The organism is Leeuwenhoekiella palythoae (genome assembly GCF_020310025.1).
GTDB lineage: Bacteria > Bacteroidota > Bacteroidia > Flavobacteriales > Flavobacteriaceae > Leeuwenhoekiella > Leeuwenhoekiella palythoae.
This window is the reverse complement of record NZ_CP084318.1, coordinates 3,744,450-3,765,359: the sequence shown is the minus strand read 5'-3', so window position 1 is coordinate 3,765,359 and position 20,910 is coordinate 3,744,450. Positions and strand designations below refer to the sequence as shown.

Below are 20,910 nucleotides of genomic sequence, written 5' to 3'. Positions count from 1 at the left end.
GTTATTCGGTTGAAATACCGTCAAGAACAGCTTGAATTCCGCGCAGCGCAACTAGAGCAAATAACGGTCTGTGGTTGAGTTCGCTATTGAGTTCGCCCACGGCTATTTCCAATAAAAAGGTATCCAGTAGCACGCTATAATCCCGTTCATTGTCGGGAATCAAGTCGGTATCTTCAAGTGTAGATTTATACCCGTCCAGATAAAAACGAGACACATAATAATACCAAGCTTCTGCCCATTGCTCTAAATGTTCCTCGCGATATTCTTCGGCATAATTTTGCTGCATCAACGGACTGTAAGCCGCATAATGAAATGAGCGAATCATTGCCGCAACATCACGCAAGCCCGAGCGCAGAATACGACGCTCACTAAACGGACGCGAAGGTTCGCCTTCAAAATTAATGATCACAAAATCTTTTCCTGTCCATAACAATTGTCCCAGTTGAAAATCGCCGTGCGTTCTGATCTTTACCGTATTGATCTTATGTTTAAAAACACGTTTAAAACACGCCAGCACTTCATTTTTTCGCTGTAAAACAGCTTCTGCTTCTGTTTGAATCGTTGCCGGCAAACTGGGTATAGAACGGCGTAGATTCTCAAATGCTTCGCGAGTCACGCGCTGCAACGAAGAATACAAAGAACGCTGATAGTGCAAAGAGAATGCTTCGTGTTCAAAACCGCTAAGCTCTTTATGGCTGGCAAGAGCCAGATGCATTTCGGCACTGCGGCGTCCTAATAAACTTATACGTTCAGGAAATAAACTTTCTATAAGTTCGCTTTCCGGTTCGTGTAAGGCTTCAAAAACTAAAGGTTGTGTACGTAGCGTCTTGTCATAATCCGGCTGAAGTTCCTGCGCTTGTGTCTCTATACGTTCCATATACCGGTGGGCAGCGTCTTTTGCATTTACCCAGCCCGTACCCACATTGGTCACAAGATCTTGCATCATTCCCAAAACCGCCTCGTTGCGTTTTTCGGTATGATACACGAGTTTTCCCATATAATCAGGCGTGTTCGCAAATTTTACCGTTTCGGTAAGGTATTGCGCAAGTTCTGCATCAGGGTTGATGGTATTATCCAGGCGGCGATACAGTTTTAAAAAGTAACGATGATCATAAATGATCGAAGTGTTGCTCTGTTTCGATTCGATAATACGGGAATTCACATCCTTGATTTTCTCATCAGGAGTGATCTTTCCGCGGTTAAACGTAAGTTTTTCTTTACCAAATTTAAGCGTTTTCCCTTCCTGCAAACCATAGAACAATTGCGCTCTAAAAGGTGCTACATACACCGCATCTACGAGTAACCCGGCACGATCTTCTAATTGTATTTCGGCTAAAATCCCTTTATGCGGAATGGCTTCAATAAGACTTTCCTGACTGTTGGCAATAAAGGAAACAGGCAATTGATAGATTTCAGGGAGCCCTTCATTAAAGTTAACTTCCACAATCAAATTCTTGACCAAAACAGTGCTGTCAGAAAGGTCGAGCATATTGGTAACCTGCATCGACTGAATGATTCTGTTCGCATCACCAAACCAATATTTGCTTTTAAAGTACGCCGGCAAGATTTTACGCTCTAGCAGCTTTACACTTTTAGCGTCAAACAAGCTTTCCCAAGAAGAAGTCTTCACTTGGGGCAAGGGACCATCCTGTGCTTCGCTCGCACGATGCGTCAATGCGAACCAATAATACCCGTGTGGTGCCAGCGTAAATAAATAAGGCCGATTGGTTATTCTGGGGAATTTATTATGACTGAAAACTTCTACAGGAATATAATCGATATAATCTTCCAATTCTAATTCTACTGCCTGCGAGAAGCGCGAAAGATTGGCTAGAACTAAAATAGTTTCATCTTCATAGGTACGCGTAAAAGCAAGAATTTTGGCATTAGAAGGCGATAAAAATTGAATATCTCCACGCCCGAAAGCTTTAAAACTTTTGCGCATATGCATCACGCGCTTCATCCACCAGAGCAAGGAAGACGGATTCATTTGCTGGGCTTCTACATTCACCGATTCTGACCGGTATTGGGGGTCTATAATCGTTGGTAAATACAACTTTTGTGGATTAGCCATTGAGAAACCGGCGTTTCGGTCGGCGGTCCATTGCATTGGGGTACGCACGCCATCGCGATCTCCCAAATAAAAGTTGTCTCCCATACCTATCTCATCACCGTAATACAGCACCGGTGTTCCCGGAAGCGAGAACAACAGCACATTCATCAGCTCAATTTTATTGCGATTGTTATCGAGTAGGGGAGCAAGTCTACGCCTGATGCCCACATTAATTTTTGCCTTAGGATCTTTAGAATAAACCTTATACATGTAATCGCGCTCTTCGTCCGTCACCATTTCGAGCGTGAGTTCGTCGTGATTTCTCAAAAAGATCGCCCATTGGCAGGATTCGGGAATATCTGGAGTTTGATCTATGATATCCATTATAGGGTAACGATCTTCCATCTTGACCGCCATAAACATACGTGGCATTATAGGGAAGTGATAATTCATATGACACTCATCGCCATCACCAAAATAGGCTGCAGAATCTTCCGGCCACATATTTGCTTCGGCGAGAAGTAATTTATGATCATATTTTGAGTCGATGTGTGCCCGTAGTTTTTTTAGAAAAACGTGTGTTTCCGGCAGGTTTTCGCAATTGGTTCCATCGCGCTCAAAAAGATAAGGAACCGCATCAAGCCGAAATCCATCAACGCCCAACTCGCACCAGTAATCCATAATATTAAACACTTCTTGCTGAACATCAGGGTTGTCAAAATTCAAATCGGGTTGATGAGAGAAAAAACGATGCCAATAATAGGCGCCTGCTTCGGCATCCCACGTCCAATTAGAAGGTTCTGTATCTGTGAAAATAATTCGGGCATCTTTGTATTTTTCTACATCGTCGGTCCATACATAATAATCCCGGTATTTGGATCCCGCAGGAGCTTTACGCGCCCGTTGAAACCACTCGTGCTGGTCTGAAGTATGATTGATCACCAACTCGGTAATTACCTTAAGTCCGCGTTTGTGGGCTTCCTCAATAAACCGTTTAAAATCCTCGATCTCGCCGTAGGACGGGTTGATGCTGTAATAATCTGCAATATCGTAGCCATCATCACGCAGGGGCGAAGGGTAAAATGGCAGCAGCCAGATGGCCGTCACGCCCAAATCTTCCAGATAGTCTAACTTTTGTAACAAACCTTCAAAATCACCTATTCCATCGCCATTACTATCAAAAAAAGCTTTGATGTGCAGTTCATAAATTATCGCGTCTTTATACCAGTTTTGTTGATCGTCAATAAATGGAGTGATGGCCATAGATTAGAATTTATGCTTGATTTTAAAAGATTTACACTTGGCGGGAAGGTGCCAAATTGTTAAAGTTAAAGAAGTCTTTTTAAATGCCTCGTTAAATAATAATTAATCCTAAAAATATAGCGAGTGATAAGGTTACAGCATTGTTTTTTACTCTAATTTTCGCCCATTAATTTTTATTCATGAATGCATCAGAATCCACGGTGAACAGGGAGATCTCTCAAGAAGATTTACAAACTTGTTTACGTGTTTTAGAGCAGTTTAATACTGATACTAATCTTTTATTTGAATTAGATCGTGAAGATCGAATCGCAATCTTAAAAGCTTCCGGAAAATTATCTCGACCTGATCGGGATGAATTTTCAAGACGAAAAAAAGATGCTAAAAAAGCGCAGAAGCGTAAACAAGCCGCCAAAGATCGAGCGGCCAGAAAAGTGACAGGAATACGCAGTGCGCGTGAAGCTTCGGTATTTACCGCGCCAAAATTACTTCAAGCCGCAGAACTTGAAACGCTACAAACACCCGAGTTACAAACTGCACGTAATTGTTATGTGTGTAAAACAGAGTTTACTAAACTGCATCACTTTTATGATACGATGTGCACGAGCTGTGGTGACTTTAATTACGCAAAGCGCTTTCAGACCGCAGACCTTACAGGACGGGTGGCGATTATTACCGGTTCACGGTTAAAAATCGGATACCACATTACTTTGATGTTACTGCGCGCAGGAGCTACCGTAATCGCCACGACCCGTTTTCCGGTTGATTCTGCCTATCGATTTTCAAAAGAAGAGGATTATCACGTTTGGGCCGACCGCTTAAAAATTCACGGTCTTGATTTGCGGCATATTCCCAGTGTGGAGATTTTTTGCAATTATATTGAGCAGCGCTATGAGCGTCTGGATATTTTGATCAATAACGCTGCGCAAACCGTACGCAGACCGGCCGGGTTTTATCAGCATCTAATGGCTAAGGAAGAAACTGCTTTAAGCGAACTCCCGCAAGTTGTAAAAACGCTATTGTCTGACCACATAGGCTGTTTAGACGAATTGAAGTCCTTGAGCACTTCTGCCAGTGGCACTAAAAATATGCCGGTGACCTGGCACGGACCAGAGCCGGGAATCGGGATTAGAGCTTCGGCAAAACTATCGCAGATTCCGTATAGTTTTGATAATTCGCTACAAACTGCTGAAGTGTTTCCTGAGGGAAAACTAGACGCAGATCTTCAGCAGGTAGATTTACGTAAAACAAACAGCTGGCGTTTAAAATTAGGAGAAATCGAAACCACCGAAATGCTGGAGGTACAACTCGTAAATTCTGTTGCACCTTTTGTGCTTTGCAACCGTCTTTCAGAATTAATGAAGCAAGAGCCTACGGGTCAAAAGCATATTATTAATGTTTCGGCGATGGAGGGTAAATTTCATCGCTTTTTTAAAGAAGACCGGCACCCGCATACCAATATGGCCAAAGCTGCACTCAATATGCTCACACATACCGCAGCCGGCAGTCTCGCAAAAGATGGGATTTATATTAATGCAGTAGATACCGGTTGGGTTACTGATGAAGATCCTGTTGCCTTAGCGCAAAAAAAGGTTGAAGAACATGATTTTCAGCCACCTCTTGACATTGTCGACGGCGCAGCCCGGGTGGTTGATCCTTTATTTGATGGGATCAATACGGGTAAACATTGGAGCGGGAAATTCTTAAAGGATTATTTTCCTATTGATTGGTAAGTACAAGTTGATTTTTCTATAAATGAATCTAAGTCGCTGGTTTTCTGAATATACGAAAACCAGCGACTTAATTACATCGTTATATTTCGACTATTTGTATATTTCCTTGCTGTAACTTTGTATTTATGATAGACGCTTATTTAGAAATTCTCGATGCTTTTAATCCGTTACAAAAAGAGGCGAGAGCGCTCATAGAATCTCAGATAACAATTAAAGATATCCCTAAAGGAGATTTTATTTTACAAGAGGGGAGTGTTTGCAATCATATTTACTTTTTACACAGCGGATTTGCCCGGCAGTTTTATTATAAAAACGGAAAAGAAATCACAGAGTGGTTTGCTGCCAGTAAAGAATTTTGCTTTTCTATAGAAAGCTATTTTCACCAAACTCCAAGTAAGTTGATGATTCAAACTTTAGAAGATTCAACAGTGATCTTTTTACATCGCGATGCCTATATGGAACTGAGTAAAATACAAAGTGACCTGAGCCAACTGGCGATTAAAATGTTTGCAGAATCCCTGGTTTTCTCTCAACGCCGTATGGAGCACGTACTCTTTGAAAGTGCCAAGGAGCGATACTTACATTTACTGGAAACAAAACCCAACATCATACAAAAAGTACCCTTAGCGTACATTGCTTCGTTTTTAGGAATAACGCAAGAAACACTCAGTAGAATCCGCGGACAATTGTAATTTATACACAAAATTTCTAATTGGATGATTATTTGATAAATGTCAAACCAATTATTAATCAGAGAGTTGATATTTGCAGCTCATAATTGAGATTTTTTTTGGTTAAGAATGTAGGAGGCTTTTTCACCCCAATGTACACTTCATTTTTAAATTTTATAATTAGGTGTCCCCTAGACCTAATTGTTTATTGTAAGAAGCAGTTCGTTAGAACTGCTTTTTTATTGTCGCTACTTCAACACATAGAGCCATGAGAAACTATTTAAGATTTGTCTGCTTAATCCTTATAGGTTTACTTATTTAAACTATAGTACTCGCAAAATTTTAAGACTTTTCTGTTTATTTGATAAATATCAAAGGTTTTCGTTGTTCGATTATTCAATTTTATTGAGTAATCAAAACCAAAACAATGAATGCAAAAATCTTTACTTTAATTATGCTTTTGGCGGTGTTCTCTGGAGTTGCTCAAGAGGATACTCAAAAACTGATAGATCAACTTTCGGTTGATGAGAAAATTTACTTATCTATTGGTACCGGGATGGACATTCCGGGAATTCCGGCGGGTGCTGAAGCTCCACAAGCGGTAGTAGGCTCCACAAAATCTGAAGTTGCCGGTGCAGCAGGTACAAGTTATCCTATTTCAAAAATAAATCTTCCGCCTATTGTATTTGCAGACGGGCCGGCGGGTATCCGTATAGATACTGTACGGCCGCAAGCACCGGGAAAGACCTTTTATGCGACCGCATTTCCTACGGCCAGTAGTCTTTCTTCAAGCTGGAATATTGAATTAGCGCAACAAATTGGCCAGGCTTTTGGTATTGAAGGGCGTGATTATGGAGTAGACTTTTTACTAGCTCCGGCACTCAATATTCATAGAAATCCGCTGGGCGGAAGAAATTTTGAATATTATTCTGAAGATCCAATTCTAGCTGGCGAGATCACCGCTGGCTTTGTTAATGGCGTTCAGGCGGAAGGGCTAGGGGCCACCATCAAGCATTTTGTAGCAAATAATTCTGAAACCAATAGAACTGCACTCAATACCGTGGTGAGTGAGCGTGCACTTCGCGAGATCTATTTACGTGGATTTAAACTGGCTATTGATAAAAGCGAACCTTGGGCGATTATGTCTTCATACAATAAGATCAATGGAAACTACGCTTCTGAAAATAGTGAATTGTTAACCGATTTACTTCGTAAAGAATGGGGCTACAAAGGATTTGTTATGACCGACTGGTTTGCGGGTCTTGATGCGGTAGCGCAAATGCGCGCCGGAAATGACCTGCTTATGCCGGGAACAGAAGTACAGTTTAATGCGATAAAGGAAGCCATCAGTAACGGTACTTTAGAGGAGTCTATTTTAGATCGAAACCTCACTGCGACACTTAATGCGTATAAAAAAACATTCTCGTACAAGGGCTATGAGCCGTCAGGAGTTACAGATCTTGAAGGTCACAAAACGGTAGCCAGAAATGCTGCGTTAGAAGGAATGGTCTTGTTGAAAAATGAGAATAAGGTTTTGCCTCTTAAAAGCGATGCTAAAATCGCGCTATACGGTTCTGCATCTTATGAAACGATTGCCGGTGGAACGGGTAGTGGTGATGTCAATAAAGCCTACAGCGTTTCGGTGTTTGAAGGACTTAAAAACGCTAATGTACATTTAGATCAGGAGCTAACCTCTATTTATGAGGTGTATATGAAAGAAGAACGAGCAAAAATTCCACCGAAGGCAATGTTCTTTTTAAAAGACGAACTTGTACCTGAAAAGACGTGGACTGAAGCAGAATTGGCACGTGCAGCAAAAGCTAATGATGTTGCGATTTTTACGCTAGGACGCACCAGCGGAGAGTTCCAGGACCGTATTGAAGTAGGAGATTTTGAATTGACGGCGATAGAGTTAGAATTAATTTCTGATTTAAAAAAGGCCTTTGCTGCCGAAGGTAAACCACTAGTTGTGCTATTAAATGTAGGCGGAGTAACCGAAACAAACTCTTGGAAAGCACTTGCTGATGCCATTTTGTTGACCTGGCAGCCGGGCCAAGAAGCGGGTAACGCAATTACTGATCTATTGCTGGGGAAAGCAAATCCGTCTGGGAAGTTGCCGGTAACTTTTCCTATTGCTTTAGACGATATTCCTTCTAGCAAGAATTTCCCGGGAATTCCGTTAGATCCAAATGCCGAAAAACCTGCCAATCCGTTGCAAGGTATTCCTTCAGAAGAAATCTATGAAGAAGGAATTTATGTAGGCTACCGCTATTTTGATACGTTTGAGGTACCGGTTTCTTATCCGTTTGGTTACGGAATGTCCTACACGACTTTTGACTACAGTGATCTTCAGGTTGAATCAGGAGCTACGATTAACGTTTCGTTCACTGTAAAAAATACTGGAAGCATAGCCGGAAAAGAAATTGCTCAACTTTATGTGAGTGCTCCTGAAGGTACTTTAGAAAAGCCCTCAAAAGAGCTTAAGGCCTTTGCAAAAACGGCGCTACTAGAACCGGGAGCTTCTGAAACGATCACACTTGAAATCAATCCTGAATCACTAGCTTCTTATGATGATAAGAAACACGCTTGGATTCTGGATGGCGGAACCTACACCTTGTCTATTGCTGACAATATCGCAAGTTCAAAACTTAAAGCAACACTAGAGATTGAAGCAACCACTGTGAGAGAAACCGAAGCGTTGTTGGTACCCCAGAAAGCTTTGAATACGTTATCAAAAAACTAAACTAACGGCTCTTAAAAATATGAAGAGGCTGTCCTAAAAAGGCAGCCTCTTTTTTTTATAGCGGAAATCTATAGAGCAATTCTAATTTGAATAACGCGCCTTTTTGCAAAGGGGTATTGAGCAAATTTCTATCATCGCCTAAGAAAAACAAACTCAAACCTAAATCTACTTTATCGCTTTGTTCAAATACTTTATAGGTGCGTGTAATGCTGTATCCGGCTTTGGCTTTTAAGAAGAGATTTTTAGCAACAGGGTAGCGTACGTATGCAAAAAATTCTGTGGTGTTTTTAGCAAAGTATTCAGGCGAACTTCCAAAATAAGGATCAGCAAGCGCATAGCTTGAAGTAAGACCATTGACGTCACCACCTATATTTATTTTTTCTGTGAGCATATAATTGATATCGCCGTTGATCGTGGTGATATAGGCTTCAAAACGTTTAGATGGACTCAAATAATAAAATCCCACATAAGGCACTAGAAACAGTCCGAATTCTTCGGTGTTGGCATATAAACCAAATTTATAATTGAGGTTTTCACTCTTTTTTAGCGTAGCCAACGCCAAACCGCCTAATTGAAAACCTTGACCGGTGATCTGTTTTAAATCTGATGCGATTTTAGGTATGACCAAATAGGTAATGGCTAACTTTTCAGAATATTTATGATTGAATCCCAGCGCTAAACCTAAGGAAGCCAGTGTAGTTCTACCGGCTAAAGACGGGTCTAAGCGCAAGGCATTAGATTCAAGCATAACATTAGCGATCAACGTATTTTTTTCATCTAAAACCTGCGGAAACGTAAACTGAAATTCCAATTCTTCAACCTGAGTTTGAGCATTGCTCGATTCAAATTGATTTTGTGGCGTTAGGGAATACGAGAGATTCGCCAAATCAATATAGTTCTGAGCAAAGTTTATTTGAATACTGAAGAAGAGCAAACCGCTCAGAATATAGATTCTCATATAACGAATATAGTTAAGAACAACTTATAAGCAAGCTCAAAGGCACAAATAGAAACAAATTTTAAACCCTTTGGCGGTGCCAATAAAAAAAGGAATTTCCTGATAAGTGGAAATTCCTTTGAATGTTTAATTGCCCTATGAAAGATTATTCTGCAGTGGGTATAGCTCCAATACCTGCTTTCCACAAGGCTGCATTATAGTTTGGTATTCTTGTCTCAAGAAGGTTTAATCCTTCGGCTTTTAAAGATTCCCATTCTTGATTCATACGATCAAATTCAGCTTTATTTGAAGCATTTACCCGCGGAATATCGCTATCAGTCTGATTCATTACAAACATATAATTTGCTGAAAATTTATTTTCAAAATTCTCAACATCATCATAGGCTTTAGATTTGCGCTGAACCATTTTAGAATCCCAAGCGTTTAAATCTTTGATTAAAGCTTCTCCTTGTTCTATTAAGGCCGTTGCATTCTTAGCTTTTAATTTTGGCAGCAAGCTTGCGATTTCTTCTTCTGCAGTTTTAAGTTGGTTCACGAGCGTATGCATCGCTGTAACGCGCTGTTCCATCCCGTTCATGAGTTCATGATACGCTTCAAAATCAGTAGCATCAATATCTAGATTAGGATTAGGAAGAATCGTTGCAGTGGTACTTTGACTTTCTGCGCCGTACGTCAGCGTTATGGTATACGTTCCAGGCGCTACTTTATGGCCTGCATAACTTGCTTCAATATACACGCCCGGTACTCCGGGAAGCTCTGGATATCTGCCGTCCCAAACAAAACGGTTTAGACCTTGATGAACCGAAAGTGTTGGGGTAGGCGACGGTCCGCCGGCATAAGCGCTGAAATTCTCATCTGCGTTTGACGAAAAGGAATTGATCAAGGTCCCGTCTTGGGTTTTAATCGTTAGTTCAAGCGCTGTCGAATCCTTCAGTTCGGGTAAATTATAGTAGATCACGCTTCCATTAGCCGGGTTCACACCTTCGAATGTTGAAGTCCCGTCAAAGTCCGGATCGCTACTGTTTAAAGCAGAATACCAACTTCCGTAGATAGTATTTTTCGGCTCAAATAATTGAAATTGATCTGCATTTGCTGAATATTGCTGCAACAATTTAAGATCATCAAGTATCCAGAAGGAGCGCCCAGAAGTAGCCACGATGAGATCACCTTGATGCACTTTTAAATCAGTTATCGGTGTGATGGGTAAATTAAGCTGCAAAGACTCCCAAGAAGCACCGGCATTCCAAGAAACATAAACACCTTGCTCAGTACCAGCATATAACAAACCTTTTTGATCCTGATCTTCGCGCACCACGCGCGTGTAAGCGCCATGTGGAATTCCATTATTAATAGATTTCCAGGTTTTTCCGTAATCCGTAGATTTATATAGCGCCGGAGTGTAATCGTTGAATTTATAGCGTGTTGTGGCGATAAATACGGTTGCTGGATCGTGCGGAGAAACCTCAATAGCGTTGATCAAAGTTTCCTCAAGTCCTTTGGGTGTGATGTTTTGCCAGGAAGCTCCATTGTCGCGAGTTAGATGAACTAAACCGTCGTCACTACCGGTATAAAATACTCCTTTTTCGTGCGGCGATTCAATGATGTAGCTTAGGGTACCGTAGTTTTCGGCACCTACTGCCTCAACCGTATACGGGCCACCGCCTTTACCTTGTTTTTCATCTATATTACGCGTAAGATCTGGGGAGAATTCCGTCCAGGTTCTTCCTTGATCTGTAGTTTTTAAAACCATTTGAGCACCGTGAAAAACAGTGTTGGGCTCGTGTTGAGAATAGATAATAGGCGCATTCCAATTGAAAAGATATTTCATATCTCGCGCCGCTTTCCCTAGATATTGAATAGGCACTGCCATTACTTTGGTACTCATTTTGGTTTGCATATCGAGCACTTCAATCGTACCCAGATAGCTTCCACCATATACGTATCTAGGATCATCTTTATCAAAAGCTAAAAATGCACTTTCGCCTCCTGCGGAAGACGTCCAATCCTGCCGACCAATACTTCCGCTGCCTAAGGAAAGACTTGCTATTTTTACTGAAGTATTATCCTGCTGACCTCCATAAATATTATACGGAAACAAATTATCTGTGTTAATGCGGTAAAATTGTGCCGTGGGCATAATATCCTGAGAAGACCAAGATGCTCCATAATTGAAAGAGATCGCCGCCCCGCCGTCATTACCGATCACCATATTTTTAGAATTCGCCGGATTGATCCATAAATCGTGATAATCCCCGTGCGTTCCTGAAAGTGTTTCCCAGGTTGCGCCGCCATCTGTAGAGCGTAGGGCAGGAGCACTCAGCACGTAAACGGTCTGCTCGTTGTTAGGATCTGTAAAAACTTCAGTGTAATACCAGGCACGTTGCGTTAATCTGTTATCGCCGCTTATCATTTTCCACGAGGCCCCGGCATTGTTTGAGACGAATAGTCCGCCTAAATCTTTTTCACTATCACTTTCAATCAAGGCATAAACTTTATCGGGATTTGCTCTACTTACCGCAATCGCCATTTTCCCCATTTCTTCGGGTAGGCCTTCTTTTAAAACCTTCCAGGTTTTTCCGGCGTCTGTAGATTTGTACAATCCACTGCCTGCTCCGCCGCTGATCATCTTCCAGGGAGTACGTTGATGCTGCCACATTGCGGTATATAAAACATTGGGGTTGTTCATATCCATAGAAAGCTCGGTACTTCCGGTCTTTTCATCTACAAAAAGAACCTTTTCCCAAGAGGCACCGCCATCTGTAGACTTGTAAACTCCACGCTCAGGAGTGGCTTCTTGCATAGCGCCTTGAGCAGCTACATACACCACATCTGGATTTTGTGGATGAATAACAATGCGGGCGATCTGTTGCGTGTTCTCAAGACCGAGATGCGTCCAGGTTTTTCCCGCGTCTGTAGATTTATAAACACCGTCGCCATAGGTCGTCATCACCCCTCTAATGGCGTGTTCACCCATACCTACATAAATAATATTAGGATTAGACTCTGAAACCGCGAAAGCCCCCACAGAACCGGTTTTAAAATATCCATCGGAGATATTTTCCCAGTGTTGCCCGGCGTCTGCCGTTTTCCAAAGTCCGCCACCGGTAGTACCCATATAATAGGTTAAGGGATCGCCAACAACTCCGGAAACGGAGTTGCTTCGACCGCCTCTAAACGGACCGATACTGCGGTATTTTAAAGGTTTGAAATACGTGTTTGCATCTTGAGCAGCACAAAAAGCAATGGAGAAAATGAGTAAGAATGAGGTAAAGTTATAGCGCATAGGCAGTAGCTTGTAAGATTAAGTTCTTCTTAAAAATACTATAAAAAGGAAAATCTTGGATATAAAAAAAGAGCGACAAACTTGTCGCTCTTTAATTTAGGGGATATCGTTTTTGGTTTAGCTTGCAATTTTTTCAGCTTGATCTGCTGCTTTTTGTTGCTCTTTAGCCAGTTTGTTTTTAAGGGTAGCAACGTTGTCAGATACGGTATCTTCAACTTCAGTATAGGTATCTTTTAATTTAGTACCCAACTCATTTACTTTATTTTTTAAGCGCGCTTTCTCTTCTGGAGTTGCGTTGTTATATCTCCACCAAGCAAAAAGTCCACCTGCTAATCCTAAAAGCGCTGCTGCTATTCCGGCATTTTGATTTCTAGTTGTCATAATTTTTCTTTTATAGTTTATACCTCTAAAGTAGTCAAAGGTTATTCCATTATCAATTTGCTTAAGCATTTTAATATAAGTTTAATAGTAAATGCTAAGGATGTGTAAAAACTGAAATTATAAGGGATTAGCCCCAAGAAATAGGGTTATTCCCCTGCTTAAATTCTATTGCATTCCGGCTAATTTTGATCAAATCAAAAACCGAACGACAAATGGCACGTACGATCATCACTTTAATCTTAATGGTTTTATTGGGGTTTGCCACAATGAATGCCCAAACAAGTATGTATCTCAAACTTCCGGATATTGAAGGAGAATCTCAACAGCAAGGACACGAAGAGGAGATTGAGTTAACTCAAGTTTCTTGGGAAGTTAGTATTCCCGATGCTGTTTTGTCTGAAAGAACCCGTGCCCGCACTTCATTTTCAGGGATTAGCATTGGCAAGAATACTGACCTTGCGAGCAATACTATGCTTGATTTTCTGGCAAGAAATAAAACGCTGAGTAATGTAATTCTTACCTTTTCAACAAATTCATCTGACGGAGTCAACGACTATCTTATTTACGAGTTAGACAATGTTAGGATTACATCATTTAAGATGGAAGCAAATGAAAAGGATTTAAAACCTCAAGAATATTGGACCTTATCTTTTGAAAAAATAAACAGTTTATATAAACAATTCAATAACAACGGAAGGTTAGAAGAAGAAGTCGAATTTGAATATTCACTGCGCACAGGGAGTTAACAGCCATAATTTCATGTTTTTTAAAGCCCGGTCACAAGGTTTGTGATCGGGCTTTTGTATTTAGGATACTATTTGATAAGTTTCATAAAATAAACCGACAAAACCGATATCCTACAAATTTTGATTTATGCAATTCAACATCAATAACCTTTTTACAGAAGCGCTTCCGGCAGATCCTAATTTTGAAAATTCCAGAAGACAGGTTATGCAGGGTTATTACTCTTTTGTAACTCCTAAAGAAACTGCAGCGCCGCAAGTACTGCACGTTTCTGATGAAATGTTGAATGCTTTAGGAATATCAGAAGAAGAGGCTGAAAGCAAAGAATTCTTAGAAGTCTTTACGGGAAATGCGGTTTTACCGAACACGCATCCGTATGCTATGTTGTATGGCGGCCATCAGTTTGGACACTGGGCAGGACAATTGGGAGATGGTCGTGCGATCAATCTATTTGAGATCGATAACGATAATAAGCACTGGGCATTGCAGCTCAAAGGAGCAGGGGAGACGCCTTATTCGCGCTCTGCTGATGGCCTAGCAGTTTTACGCTCAAGTATTCGTGAATATTTAATGAGTGAAGCGATGCATCATTTGGGAATCCCAACTACGCGTGCGTTGTCTCTGGCTTTGACAGGAGATTCGGTTTTACGGGATGTGATGTATGATGGGAATCCCGCATATGAAAAAGGAGCAGTGGTGTGTCGTGTTGCGCCGTCGTTTCTTCGGTTTGGGAATTATCAGATTTTTACTTCGCGCAATGATATTGAGGGATTGCAAAAATTGGTAGACTTTACCATTGAAAACTACTTTCCAGAGTTGGGTGCTCCTTCTAAAGAAAACTATTTAAAGTTCTTTGCTGAAGTTTCAGAGCGCACGCTTGAGATGATCATTCATTGGCAGCGGGTGGGCTTTGTACACGGCGTTATGAATACTGATAATATGTCAATTCTAGGCCTTACCATAGATTACGGACCCTACGGTTGGTTAGAAGGTTTTGATTGGGGCTGGACACCTAATACGACCGACAGGCAGCACAAGCGTTATCGCTACGGAAACCAACCTAATATTGGCTTATGGAATTTATATCAATTGGCCAATGCGCTTTATCCTCTTGTTGAGGAGGCAGACGGCTTTGAAGAAATTTTAGATCGGTATAAAGAAGATTATGCCAAGAGATCTTTTCAAATGATGACGGACAAATTGGGACTCGATGCGCCTGAGGAAAGTGATCTGCAACTTATAGCGGATCTCGAGGAATGCCTTCAAGCAACAGAAACTGATATGACTATTTTCTTTAGAAAACTGGCAGATTTTAAAAAGGATACTTCGGTTGATGGATTGACTTTGATTTGGGAGGCTTTTTATACTGCTGAAGAGATTTCAGAGAAAACACAAAACCAGTGGAAGCACTGGTTTCAAGCCTACGCGACACGTTTGCAGCAAGATCAGCAAAGCGATGAAGCGCGTAAGAAAGCAATGAATGCGACCAATCCGAAATACGTGTTGCGCAATTATATGGCGCAGCTGGCGATTGACGCCGCTGATAAAGGAGATTATAGCTTGATCGACGAATTGTATCAACTACTAAAAAAACCCTATGATGACCAACCAGAATACGAAAAATGGTTTGCCAAGCGTCCCGAATGGGCGAGAGATAAGGTAGGCTGTTCTATGCTTTCGTGCAGTTCGTAATGAAACTTAAATCCACAATATCACGCATTCCCGAGGGATATTCCGAAGGATTTTATAACAACCGGAAGTACAGTATAACCCGTACCGATTTCAACGAAGGTAAAAGTTCAAAGATTTACGCAAAAGAGTTGGGAGGGACTGATTTCATTAGTTTTAATTATTACGAGACTAAAATGGGTGAATTGTTGAAACCTTGCGAAATGCCGGAATTAAAAGTGATTATATTTTTAAAAGAAGTAATACTCATTGAGTAATTCAGTAGAAAAAATAGCAGTAGGTGGCGGTTGCCATTGGTGTACCGAAGCAGTCTTCCAAGCCTTAAAAGGAGTTGAGAAAGTAGAACAAGGATATGTTGCTTCAGACCCACCTTTTGAAGAATTTTCAGAAGGCGTGATCATTCATTTTGATCCACAAATTATTTCTTTAGAGATTCTTATTGAGATTCACTTGCACACGCATAAAAGCACTTCAAATCATAGTTTTCGGTCTAAATACCGTTCTGCGGTGTACTGTTTTTCCGAAGAGCAAAAACGAGAAGTACAGCACATTCTTACGCAGTTACAAAATGAATTTGAACAATCCTTAGTTACTCAAATTTTGCCTTTCCAGCGTTTTCAAGCTTCGCGAGAAAGCCTGCACGATTATTACCGAAGGAATCCGGAGAAGCCTTTTTGTGAACGCTATATTGCGCCAAAACTTCAGTTTCTCTTGCAGCAGTATTGCAGTCTACTCAAATAGGGCAATTGCCGTATTGATTGCTCATAGCGCCCAAACCTATTTTTAGATCGTAAAAACAGCGATCTATGAGAATACTAGTTTTATTGCTCGTCTTTAGCTCTTCATTATGGGCGCAAGGACCTTACGACATCAATAAGAATCAAAATTATACCAAGTTTACAGCCTTAAAAAAGGCAGGCAATAACAAGGAGGCTTTTAATGTAGGCTTCAAATTGCTAGATGCTTTTTATACTAATACAGACCTCTATTTTGAATTAGGGATCTCGAGAGCTGCTTTGTCTCAAGAACCGATTATAGGAGCACAACTCATTCAGACGGCCTATGATATGGAACCTATTTACGATCGTTTGGCTCAGTCTGCTATCGCTTATGCTTTTTTTGCCAAAGATCTACCACGAGCTAAGCAACTGCTGTGGGAATACAGTTTTTATCCGCATCCGCCAGAGGATTTTAATAGATCTGTGACGTACTTAGAAGGCGCGGTTGACTATTATAAAAATATGCTTACGGCTTCGCAGGTACAACAAGCGCAACGTATGCTCGATGTTTATAAAGCTGAGGCTTCACAGAATATGATGGTTTTTTGGGAAAAGTTTAATCCTATATACAGCGCTTCTCCAAAGGATATCATTCAAAAAGGCCCAAAGCATTATTTGAAAGTATTAGAACCTGTAAAACAGCAAATGGATGCTGGTAACTTTCCGGTAAGTTATTACAATGTAGCCTTAGAAACCCTCGCCGTTCTTACATTTTGGAATAATTGGCAACAAGCACACGTATTGATTCCGGAGCTTAAACTGCAGTTTTCAAATCCTAAAACTGCTCCGATGATGAAATTTAAGCTCTACGATATTCTTTCAAAAATCAATGAGGTAAATAGAAATTATGAGGAGAATATCACTCTTGCAGTCATTATGCGTAATGAGCTACCCCAATTCACCTATTCCAATTCGACCTTGATGCTTGCATTAAACAATCAGCTGTTTTCATTAGTGCAATTAGAGCGCTATAAAGAGGCGTATAAGCTAGCAGAAGGTGCTCAGAATTTTATGAACAAAGTGACAAATCCCGATGTGAAAATGATGGGTTATTATAATCTTTCACGGGCTTTGACATATGGCGGGGATAAAGAGAAAGGACTTCAATATGCGGAAGCCGGTGTAAACTACATGAAACAAAACGGTTATGAAGAGCATCCTCAATTTGGTAAAACCCTGCCTAGCAATCTTCAATCCTTAAAATTTTATAAGGATAACTCAGTAGCCATTGAAACCGATATTAATTCTACAGATATTATTGAATTGTATGATTATGGTTTGCAGTTGGGAATGAAAAAGAAATACGCTGATGCAGTTCCTTTTTATGAAAAAGCTTTCAAACTTCAAAAACCGAAAGTCAGCGAAACAACGGGATCACAACGTACTGCGCAGCTTGATCTTTTTACTAAAATAGGCGGAAACCTGATTGCCTGTCTTTTTGAGAGTAATCAGAAAGAAAAAATCTTCACTGTAATGGAAGACTTAAAAGCTAATGGATTACTCGCATCACAAGATGAAATTCCTACGCTAAGCCTTAGTGAAATTCAGAATGGTCTAAAAGCTGACGAGGCCTTGGTTTATTATGTTGATGTGATGCGCGGTAATGTCAATGAAGGTGTTTATATGGCTGCGGTGATTACGAAGAACGATATAAATTATAGATACATAAATACCATTGGAGCTTTAATGCGGGTTTATGTAGATCGTAATACAGAAATTGGAGCCATCGAGAAGGCTATGGCGCAACGCGAATTACGTCAACCAAAATATACGGTATACCGTAATCTGGATGAAGCAGGATTTAATCAATACAAGAAAGGTGATTTTGTGCTTTTGGCAGAACTGTATCGCAATTTTTTAAACCCTAACGAAGGCGGAGAGGTACGTGAAGAATATACGGATACCGCCTATCGAGATTACATTGCTAAATCTTTTTTCATCGATATGATGAGCCGTATAGAACCTTGGTTTAAAGGTAAAAAACGTATTTACATTGCGGCAGACGGTGTGTTGCATTTTCTGCCTTTTGAAAGTTTTAAAAACAATGAAGGGCGTTATCTCGTAGAAGATTATGAAATAGGTTATGTTCCTGCCGGAAGTACGCTTGTTGCATTGCGCAAGAGACCTAAAACCAGTTATGAGAAGAATGTGCTTGCCTTTGGCGATGCTAAATATCAAAAGCGGGCCAATCCCGGGCGTGATTTAGAATCGGCTGCAGATATTAAACGCTTAGAGCTTGATGTGGAAGAATCGTTACAGAAAAACGAACCTTTAGATTATGCATTTGCAACCTTTTCCAGCGAAGCCATGAAATACCTGAAAGGCGCAAAAGATGAAGTGCTTGCGATAAAAGAATTGGTGCCAAAAACCGATTTGCGTCTGGATACTCAGATGACCGAAAACGAATTTAAAAAAATGAGTAGGGAAGGAGCATTGCACCACTACCGAAGCATTCATTTATCAAGTCACGCAGTAACGCATCCATTTGTTTTTGACCTTAGCGGGATCGCATTTTCGGTGTATAATTATCCAAAAGATGGGGAGGACGGAATGCTTACCGTAAAGGAAATGGCCCAACTTGATATTGATACCGACTTTATGTTTCTTAGTGCCTGCCAGACTGGTTTAGGGAAATTGGTTCCGGGAGATGGGGTTCAAGGTCTTAATCAGGCTATGTTGATGGCGGGAGCAAATGCTACCTTAACCACACTTTGGTCTGTTAATGACTACGGCACAAGTGTCTATACAAAAAGTTTGTATTACAAGATTTTTCAAGAAAATAAAGAATACCTCACCGCCAGTACTGAAGTCAAACGCGAATTTATTAAAGGTTCTTACAATAAATATGTAGACCTGTCGAGTCCGCAATATTGGGCACCCTTCATCTACACTGGTAAATAGGGCAACTGCCGTATTGAAGAGTGCCGGCATCCTTTTTAGCTTTAAGCTGTAAAAATCAAATACTTTCAATCTCGATTACAGAGTAAAAACCTCAATTATGAAAACACTTATTTTAAGCACTTTGTTGCTGTTGTGTACGGTAAGTTTTGCACAAGAAACACCATGTTCTAAAGGTGATTGCCAAAATGGTTACGGCTTTTATTACAATAAAGAAACCGGCGATGTATACCACGGTTTCTATAAAAATGGGTTGTATAACGGTGTGGGCTATAGCCAGAATAAAACCAGTAATTATTATTATTCCAACTTTAAAGAGGGTAAACCAGACGGATTTACCGTATACGATGAAGGGGAAGGACGAACCTCAGGCCTGTTTGAAAAAGGAATTAAAATAGGAGATCACATCAGAGAGGTGCGCTCCCCACAAGGATTTTCAAGAGAATTGATCAGCTACGATCAGGGGCAAGTGCTTAGTCGCAATACCTTCACGCCTCAGGATATTGCAGATGCTACGTGTATTTCTGGGGATTGTTTTGACGATTACGGGATCTATTTCCAAAACAACACCATTATTTCGGGAAAGTTTGAAAACGGAAGATTTACCTATGGTGAGATGATGCACATCGAGACCAAGACATCAGACTTTTTTATGCCACCGGTAGAGACCGAACAACATACGCCATATTTTAAATTCAGTATTACAATGACCGATAATGGAGCAAACGAAGCCGCTTATATTTCGGTAGGTCTAAAAGCAGACGGACAATACATTCTCGTAAATATGAAACAGAATAATTTTGTTGGAGCGTTGTTTAAAGACAATCAATTGGTGGAACGGTATTAGTTTGTAAAACCTTAAGAATGCCGATAAGAAGGTTGAATGCTATTAAAGCGTTCAACCTTTCTTTTTTGTTTTCAAAACTATGATTCCTAACAAAACATTAACGCCAACCTTAAGAAAACCTTGGTATACAAGCCGCTACAGTCTTCTTAACTTTAAAAGAATTAACCAATTTAAATTATGAGTTATACCGTAAAAATCAATGAAATTCATTTTATTAACCACGATGTATTGCATATTGAGACTGAAAAACCCCAAGGATTTGATTTCACACCAGGACAAGCTACAGAAGTAGCCATCAATAAAGCTAAATGGAAAGAGAAAAAAAGACCCTTTACATTCACAAATTTACCCGAAGAAGATGTTTTACAGTTTACTATCAAAACCTATCCTGACCATAACGGAGTTACCCAACGCTTAGGTAAACTTAAAAATGGAGACGAACTCATCATCGATGAGGCTTGGGGAGCAATATCTTATCAAGGAACCGGAGTATTTATTGCCGGTGGCGCCGGGATCACACCATTTTTGTCCATTTTTAAACAATTAGAACAAGAAGGAAAAGTCAACGGGAACAAACTCATCTTTGCCAATAAAAAAGAAGAAGACATCATCTACGCTCCGGAACTCGAGGCCCTTTTAGAAGAGGATTTTATCAATATTCTTTCTGAACAAGAAGATACAGACTATGCATACGGGCACATTGATAAAGCCTTTTTAAATAAGAACATCAACAGCACCACGTTAAAAAAATTCTATGTCTGCGGACCGCCACCCATGATGGAATCCGTAATTAAGGATCTTAAAAAAATGGGCGTTACAGAAGAACGAATCGTTCAAGAAGCTATGGAGTAATTCTACCCGATTAAATTCG

The 20,910-nt window shown here is 40.5% G+C and carries 14 protein-coding genes; 10 read left to right on the top strand and 4 right to left on the bottom strand.

Annotated elements, in window-relative coordinates:
• Position 1: 1 nt before the first annotated feature.
• The gene (treS, locus tag LDL79_RS16100; protein WP_225598470.1) at positions 2 to 3,316 is read right to left on the bottom strand and encodes a maltose alpha-D-glucosyltransferase; all 3,315 of its coding nucleotides are present in this window, start codon (positions 3,314 to 3,316) and stop codon (positions 2 to 4) included.
• 179 nt (positions 3,317 to 3,495) lie between these two features.
• Between treS and LDL79_RS16095 the strand changes: the two genes are divergently transcribed.
• The 3 genes from LDL79_RS16095 (at position 3,496) to LDL79_RS16085 (ending at position 8,460) form a co-directional block, all read left to right on the top strand.
• Complete coding sequence (locus LDL79_RS16095; protein WP_225598469.1) at positions 3,496 to 5,046, top strand: SDR family NAD(P)-dependent oxidoreductase; 1,551 nt, start codon at positions 3,496 to 3,498, stop codon at positions 5,044 to 5,046.
• A gap of 125 nt (positions 5,047 to 5,171) precedes the next feature.
• Positions 5,172 to 5,738 (top strand): Crp/Fnr family transcriptional regulator, encoded by a 567-nt coding sequence (locus LDL79_RS16090; RefSeq protein WP_225598468.1) that lies wholly within the window; start codon positions 5,172 to 5,174, stop codon positions 5,736 to 5,738.
• A gap of 406 nt (positions 5,739 to 6,144) precedes the next feature.
• Positions 6,145 to 8,460, top strand: a complete 2,316-nt coding sequence (locus tag LDL79_RS16085; protein WP_225598467.1) for a beta-glucosidase family protein — start codon at positions 6,145 to 6,147, stop codon at positions 8,458 to 8,460.
• A gap of 55 nt (positions 8,461 to 8,515) precedes the next feature.
• Here the strand turns inward: LDL79_RS16085 and LDL79_RS16080 are convergent, their stop codons facing one another.
• From LDL79_RS16080 to LDL79_RS16070, 3 genes are all read right to left on the bottom strand, one after another.
• Complete coding sequence (locus LDL79_RS16080) at positions 8,516 to 9,418, bottom strand: DUF6268 family outer membrane beta-barrel protein (RefSeq protein WP_225598466.1); 903 nt, start codon at positions 9,416 to 9,418, stop codon at positions 8,516 to 8,518.
• Between the two features lie 145 nt (positions 9,419 to 9,563).
• Positions 9,564 to 12,701 (bottom strand): VPS10 domain-containing protein, encoded by a 3,138-nt coding sequence (locus tag LDL79_RS16075; RefSeq protein ID WP_225598465.1) that lies wholly within the window; start codon positions 12,699 to 12,701, stop codon positions 9,564 to 9,566.
• A gap of 117 nt (positions 12,702 to 12,818) precedes the next feature.
• Positions 12,819 to 13,082 (bottom strand): YtxH domain-containing protein, encoded by a 264-nt coding sequence (locus tag LDL79_RS16070; protein WP_167597061.1) that lies wholly within the window; start codon positions 13,080 to 13,082, stop codon positions 12,819 to 12,821.
• Between the two features lie 212 nt (positions 13,083 to 13,294).
• Here LDL79_RS16070 and LDL79_RS16065 point away from each other — a divergent pair, with 212 nt between their 5' ends.
• The 7 genes from LDL79_RS16065 to LDL79_RS16035 all read left to right on the top strand — a co-directional run bounded on the left by LDL79_RS16065 (position 13,295) and on the right by LDL79_RS16035 (position 20,891).
• Positions 13,295 to 13,828 carry an Hcp family type VI secretion system effector gene (locus LDL79_RS16065; RefSeq protein WP_225598464.1) on the top strand — a complete coding sequence of 178 codons (534 nt, stop codon included), beginning with the start codon at positions 13,295 to 13,297 and terminating at the stop codon, positions 13,826 to 13,828.
• Between the two features lie 127 nt (positions 13,829 to 13,955).
• Entirely contained in the window at positions 13,956 to 15,518 is a 1,563-nt protein-coding gene (locus LDL79_RS16060) for a protein adenylyltransferase SelO (protein WP_225598463.1), read from the top strand.
• The gene (locus tag LDL79_RS16055) at positions 15,518 to 15,772 is read left to right on the top strand and encodes a peptide methionine sulfoxide reductase (RefSeq protein ID WP_225598462.1); all 255 of its coding nucleotides are present in this window, start codon (positions 15,518 to 15,520) and stop codon (positions 15,770 to 15,772) included. Before LDL79_RS16060 ends, LDL79_RS16055 begins: the two co-directional genes overlap by 1 nt.
• A complete protein-coding gene (locus tag LDL79_RS16050; protein WP_225598461.1) occupies positions 15,765 to 16,256 on the top strand; it encodes a peptide-methionine (S)-S-oxide reductase in 492 nt (163 codons plus the stop codon). The genes LDL79_RS16055 and LDL79_RS16050 overlap by 8 nt, the downstream gene beginning before the upstream one ends.
• A 65-nt stretch (positions 16,257 to 16,321) precedes the next feature.
• Positions 16,322 to 19,195: a CHAT domain-containing protein gene (locus LDL79_RS16045; protein ID WP_225598460.1), complete on the top strand. Its 2,874-nt coding sequence runs from the start codon at positions 16,322 to 16,324 to the stop codon at positions 19,193 to 19,195.
• A gap of 97 nt (positions 19,196 to 19,292) precedes the next feature.
• Positions 19,293 to 20,039, top strand: coding sequence for a hypothetical protein (locus LDL79_RS16040; protein WP_225598459.1), 747 nt, complete (start codon positions 19,293 to 19,295; stop codon positions 20,037 to 20,039).
• Positions 20,040 to 20,216: 177 nt separating this feature from the next.
• Positions 20,217 to 20,891, top strand: a complete 675-nt coding sequence (locus tag LDL79_RS16035; RefSeq protein ID WP_225598458.1) for a ferredoxin reductase domain-containing protein — start codon at positions 20,217 to 20,219, stop codon at positions 20,889 to 20,891.
• The last annotated feature ends 19 nt before the right edge of the window (positions 20,892 to 20,910 follow it).